The organism is Streptomyces sp. NPDC014882 (genome assembly GCF_043081325.1).
Taxonomy (GTDB): domain Bacteria; phylum Actinomycetota; class Actinomycetes; order Streptomycetales; family Streptomycetaceae; genus Streptomyces.
Genome location: NZ_JBIBWL010000004.1, coordinates 422710 through 428227 on the forward strand (window position 1 = coordinate 422710; position 5518 = coordinate 428227).

Genomic DNA, 5518 nt, shown 5'->3' on the forward strand with positions numbered 1-5518 from the left:
GAGCGGCGTGAATTCCGGGTCATTGCTCAATTGAGCTTCCGGGCAACGGACTTCGGGGTTTGGCAGGCAATTGCCAAACAAGTTGAGGCCTGCATAACATCTGGCCATCCCATGGTTCCGCGAGTCAGTCATGCTCGCCGGGACGCCCTGTCTGCCCGCAGGGTGACATGGGGATCGAAGCCCGGTGAGTCTCGCCGAAAAGGGAGTTTCCTCATGGCCATGCAGCAGTCCGAAGAACGCGCGACCCGTAATGGAATCATGGCGCTGGAACAGGCCTTCACCGGTGTCCAGCGCTGCCAGCAGGACGTCCAGTCCACGTCGCACACGCTCGCCTCGAACTACGGGGGCGTCGACGGCGGAAAGTACAAGAAGTTGCTGGAGCAGTGGGACGAGCACGTCGACACCATCCTGATCAACCTGGACCGGATGGTCGACGAGCTCAACGGCACCCTCACCGAGCACGGGCTGGTGCAGGGGTCCACCAGCGACGCGATCGACACGGAGTACTCGCGCTCCACGCAGGTGTTCGACGAGCTCAACGGCGCCGGCACGTCGTCGAACTGACCCGGCGCACCCGACGCGCCCGGCAGACCCCCAGACCTTCCACTCCCTTCGCTAACCCGGTGAAACGAGGAATCCGATGGACTTCTCCGACGGCTACATCTACGTCGACTACAACCATGCCGAAGGCGCGGCGGACGACATGGTCGGCCAGTCCCAGGCGATCATGAGCATCCTGGCCAACCTGGAGATGGAGCTGTCCGAACTCCGCAACAGCTGGATCGGTGACGACCGGGACGTCTACAGCGAGGTCCAGGCGAAGTGGGACAACGCCGTCGAGAACATCAAGACCCTGCTCGCCAACCACTCCGGCCTGCTCACCGAGATCTCCTCCAACTACCGCTACACGGAGCAGAACCTGTCGCAGCGGTGGGGCGACATCAGGATCGGCAGCCGCTGAGACCGGCCGGTGACGGAAGGGTGATCACGTGGCCGTCACGGTCCTCGACAGCACGTTCCTGAAGAACTTCATCAACAACCAGATCGACGGCTTCCGTACGACGCTGGAGAACATCCTCAAGGACAGTCCGACCGCCGGGCCGGCGATCTCGTTCATCGCGGACAGCATCTCGACCACGACGATCGACTCCGCGAAGCCGCTCGTCATCGGCCTCATGGCCGGCGAGAACAGCGCGGTCGGCGGAGGTGCCCTGAACAAGGTCATCCAGCAGGGCGCGGGTGAGGTCGTGCGCATCCTCGAGGACCAGACGGTCCTCTTCGAGGATCTCGAGCAGGCGTTGTGGGACACCATCGACGAACTGGCCAAGGCCCAGGGCAAGAACCTCGAGAACATCACCGCGGACGATTTCATGGACATCTTCGAGGACGTCGACAGCGATCTCGACAACCCGGGCGCCACCCAAGAGAAAGAGTGACGGAGTTCGGCGATGGCCAACCCCGAGGACAACAACAACGACAACTGGAAGAAAGCGGTTGACCTGCTCACCGGCTACGTCCTGCCGGAGCGGAAGACGTTGTTCGACGATCTGAAGGGTAACGACGGCATCCCGCTGATCCACGTCCGGCTGGACAAGAGCGGGGGCCCGGAGTACTCGTCGGGGTTCCTGTCCTCCAGCGGCTGGAAGACGCACAACACCGACTACACCATCCCGTTCTACCGCCCCAGCGACGACTCCCAGGACGTCTCCGCGGGGAAGTACCTCTACCGGTACCGCGCCTACATCACCTTCCTCGCGTCCGGCCAGGCCTCGCCGCCGAGCGGGAACGACATCATCCCGGACTACACGAAGACGAGCGAGCGCCTGAAGGACAAGGGCGGCTGGAACAAAGAGGGCGAGAAGCTCGACTGGAACACCAACGCGCTGGTCCGGTACGTCTACGGTTCCGGGGACGCCCTCTCGCAGATCATCACGTGGCCCTACTCGACCCACGGGTTCACCAACCGCGGCTACCCGGTGAACGACGCCGACTACGTCGACCTGCGCACCTTCACGGAAGCGGCCAAGGCCTTCGACCGGGTGGTCAAGTTCTTCGAGGACAGCGCGGACACCGTCGGCAAGTGGGACACCGAGGACATCGGAGAGGGCAGCGAATCCTGGGACGGCACGTCGGCCGCCGTCTTCAAGGAACTCATCCACAAACTGGCCCGGAACTACGAGGGGTACGCCGACCAGCTCGACGGCAAGGGCGGCGACAAGAGCGCCGTCACCGTCGACGGCGTGACGGTGACCTCCGGGCCGGCCCGGGCGCTGGCGGAGGCCCAGGGCGTTCTCCTCGCCCAGGCGCAGAAGCTCTACGACGCCCGGGAGGCATGGAGGGCCGAGAGCAATCCGCAGCGCTGGCTCTACGACATGCTGCAGAACGCCCGGCTGACCCTCTTCGACACCCAGTACGACAAGACGGACATCGAGACGGTGTCCAGCGGCTCCGGGGCGTACACCTCCTGGCACAACTACGTGGTGTCGACCACCGGCTTCCAGAACGACATCGTCATCGAGGGCAAGTCGTACGGCAAGCCGAGCGAGATGACCACGTGGAAGGCGATCGCCGACGAGGCGGTGCGCCGGTGGGAGCAGTCCGTGCAGGACTGGCTCGGTACGGCCGGCGCCGAGGCCGTCGTCGAGATCCACAAGGCCTTCAAGGCCGCCGAGAAGGCCTTCGACACCAGCATCACCGACAAGGACGACCGTCCCCTCTCCGAGATCTCCGCCGAGGCGGAGGCCGACGCCGAGAAGAAGAAGGCGGCGGCCGAAGCGGCGGCCGCCAAGGCCCAGGCCGAGAAGGAGAAGGCCGAGGCGAAGGCGGAGGCGGAGAAGGAGAAGGCCGAGGCGAAGGCGGAGGCCGAGAAGGAGAAGGCCGAGGCCAAGGCCGAGCAGGCCGCCGCGAAGGCGGAGGCCGAGAAGGAGAAGGCCGAGGCCAAGGCGGAGGCCGAGAAGGAGAAGGCCGAAGCGAAGGCCGAGCAGGCCGCCGCGAAGGCGGAGGCCGAGAAGGAGAAGGCCGAGGCCAAGGCGGAGGCCGAGAAGGAGAAGGCCGAAGCGAAGGCCGAGCAGGCCGCCGCGAAGGAAGAGGCGGAGAAGGAGAAGGCCGAGGCCAAGGCGGAGCAGGAGCGCGAGAAGGCCGAGGCCAAGGCGGAACAGGCCGCCGCCAAGGAAGAGGCGCAGAAGGAGAAGGCCGACGCCAAGGCCGAGCAGGCCGCCGCCAAGGAAGAGGCCGAGAAGGAGAAGGCCGAGGCCAAGCAGACGGCCGCCGAACAGCAGGCGTTCGCCCTCGCGCAGAACCAGAAGGCGCAGGACGAGGCGAAGAAGGAACGGGAACGGGCCGCGGCCCAGAACGAGGCCGACCGCGCCGAGGCCAAGGCCGAGCAGGAGGCCGCGAAGGCGGAGGCCGCCGCGGAGAAGGAAGCCGCGAAGCAGGAGCAGGCTCAGGAGAAGGCAGCCGCCAAGCAGGAGCAGGAGGCGGCGAAGCAGGAGCAGGCCCAGGAAAAGGCCGCGGCGAAGCAGGAGCAGGAGGCCGCGAAGGCGGAGGCCGCTGCCGAGAAGGAAGCCGCGAAGCAGGAGCAGGCCCAGGCGAAGGCCGCGGCGGAGCGCGAGCAGGAGGCGGCGAAGGCGGAGGCCGAGCAGGAGAAGGCCGCGGCGAAGCAGGAGCAGGAGACCGCGCAGGCCGAGGCGAAGCAGGAGCAGGAGGCCGCGAAGGCGGAGGCCGCTGCCGAGAAGGAAGCCGCCAAGCAGGAGCAGGCCCAGGCGAAGGCCGCGGCGGAGCGCGAGCAGGAGGCCGCGAAGGCGGAGGCCGCCGCGGAGAAGGAAGCCGCGAAGCAGGAGCAGGCCGACGCGCGGGCCGGGGCGGAGGCCCGGCAGGAGGAGGCCCGCCGCGAGGCCCTGCAGGAGAAGCAGCAGGCCAGGCTGGACGCCCAGAACGCCAAGGCGGACGCGCAGGCCGACTACGAGCAGCAGAAGGCCGAGGCCCGCGCCGAGCGCGAAGCCGCCCTCCAGAACGCCGACCGCCAGGAGGCGGCGGCGCGACAGGAGTACGAGCAGGAGAAGGCCGAGGCCCAGGAACAGCGGGACCAGGCGCGGCAGGACGCCGAGCAGGAACGGGCCCAGGCACGCCAGGAGTACGAGCGCGAGATCGCCGCCGGCACCGGTGAGGACGACGCCCGCGAGGAGTACGACCGGCGGATCGCGGAGATCGACGCCGCCGAACAGAAGGCCGTCGAACGGGCCGACGCCGCCGAGGCCGAAGCCAGGAAAGAGTACGACGAGGCGAAGGCCGACGCCCGGGCGGAACGGGACGAGGCGCGCACCGAGGCCGAGCAGGCGCGCAAGGACGCCAAGGCCGACTACGACCGCCGCATGGCCGAGATCCAGGCCGAGTACGACAGGATCGGCGCCGACGGCAAGGACATCGACGAGCAGATCCGGCAGCGTATCGCCGACCTCCCCGAGCCCCCCGACCTCTCCGCCTACAACGGGGGCGGCTCCACGGGCTCGGCGGGCTCCGCGTACTCCTCCGTGTTCAACGACAACCTCTACAACCAGGACGACCTCGCCTCGGCCCTCGGACGTCCGCAGGGCGGCGGCGCCCCGGCGGGCGTCTCCTCCGACGGCTCCGGCACGGGCGCGGGCTCGCCGGGGATGTATCCGCCGATGACGCGCGGCGCGGGCGGCGAGGCCGGCGGCAACTCCGGCGAGCGCACCAGGAACGTCATCGAACCCGCGGTCGGCCGCTCCGGCCGGACGGCCGCCGCCACGCGGACCGTCGACGACGAGGAGCACCGCGTCGTCCCCCGGTCCACGCAGACCAGCAGCAGCAGCCCCTTCATGCCGCCGATGGGACCCATGGGCGGGGCGGGGGAGGGCGGCAGGCCGCAGACGGAGAGCGGGGACCGGGAACGGACCACGTGGCTGGCCGAGGACGAGGACGTCTGGGGCACCGACGAGGGCGGCGCGCCGCAGGCCCTGGGACGTTGAGGGAAGGGAACCGGGATGAGTCAGCCGATGGAGGACCGCGTGGCCCAGGCGATGGCCCACCTCGAGGCGGCGGAGCAGGCCGCGGCCTCGGCACGCGCGGAGCTGGACGCGGCGTCCGTCACCGCGCGTTCGGCGGACCGGTCGGTCCGGGTGTCCGTCGGGGCGAAGGGGGAACTGACCAGCCTGGAGTTCCTCGACGGCAAGTACCGGACCATGGCCGCCGCCCAGCTCTCCGCGGCCGTGCTGGAGGCCGCGAACAAGGCGCGGGCCGAGATGGCCCGCCGGGTCGTCGCCACGCTCGACCCGCTCACCAGGATGACCGCGCGCGGCGCCGCCCCGCAACGGATGGGCGTCGACTGGGAGTCCCTCTTCGGATCGCTGCTCAGGGAGACCTCCGTGGCGGAGGGGTCCACGGCGATGAGCAGGCTCCGCGACGAGATCGTCGAGGACGACGAGGAACCCGCTGCCCCGCCCGGGGCGGCCCGCGGCACGGCCGGCGGACGACGGGAACGGAAGGAGGGCGCGTGATC

General features: G+C 69.1%; 5 protein-coding genes. All 5 read left to right on the plus strand.

Annotation, left to right across the window (positions count from 1 at the left end):
• Window positions 1-219 precede the first annotated feature (219 nt).
• Complete coding sequence (locus ACF09K_RS13155; RefSeq protein ID WP_392243043.1) at window positions 220-564, plus strand: hypothetical protein; 345 nt, start codon at window positions 220-222, stop codon at window positions 562-564.
• A 76-nt stretch (window positions 565-640) separates the two neighbouring features.
• The gene (locus ACF09K_RS13160) at window positions 641-961 is read left to right on the plus strand and encodes a WXG100 family type VII secretion target (RefSeq protein WP_392243045.1); all 321 of its coding nucleotides are present in this window, start codon (window positions 641-643) and stop codon (window positions 959-961) included.
• A 28-nt stretch (window positions 962-989) separates the two neighbouring features.
• On the plus strand, window positions 990-1436 hold the full coding sequence (locus ACF09K_RS13165) for a type VII secretion system-associated protein (RefSeq protein ID WP_392243047.1): 447 nt from the start codon (window positions 990-992) through the stop codon (window positions 1434-1436).
• A 12-nt stretch (window positions 1437-1448) separates the two neighbouring features.
• Window positions 1449-4988, plus strand: coding sequence for an AAWKG family protein (locus ACF09K_RS13170; RefSeq protein WP_392243049.1), 3540 nt, complete (start codon window positions 1449-1451; stop codon window positions 4986-4988).
• 15 nt (window positions 4989-5003) lie between these two features.
• Window positions 5004-5516, plus strand: a complete 513-nt coding sequence (locus ACF09K_RS13175; protein WP_392243051.1) for a YbaB/EbfC family nucleoid-associated protein — start codon at window positions 5004-5006, stop codon at window positions 5514-5516.
• Window positions 5517-5518: the final 2 nt, after the last annotated feature.

Bases quoted from the DNA above. Each gene is read 5' to 3' on its own strand.
- ACF09K_RS13155 (WP_392243043.1), top strand. From the start codon at position 220: ATGCAGCAGTCCGAAGAACGCGCGACCCGTAATGGAATCATGGCGCTG.
- ACF09K_RS13160 (WP_392243045.1), top strand. From the start codon at position 641: ATGGACTTCTCCGACGGCTACATCTACGTCGACTACAACCATGCCGAA.
- ACF09K_RS13170 (WP_392243049.1), top strand. From the start codon at position 1,449: ATGGCCAACCCCGAGGACAACAACAACGACAACTGGAAGAAAGCGGTT.
- ACF09K_RS13175 (WP_392243051.1), top strand. From the start codon at position 5,004: ATGAGTCAGCCGATGGAGGACCGCGTGGCCCAGGCGATGGCCCACCTC.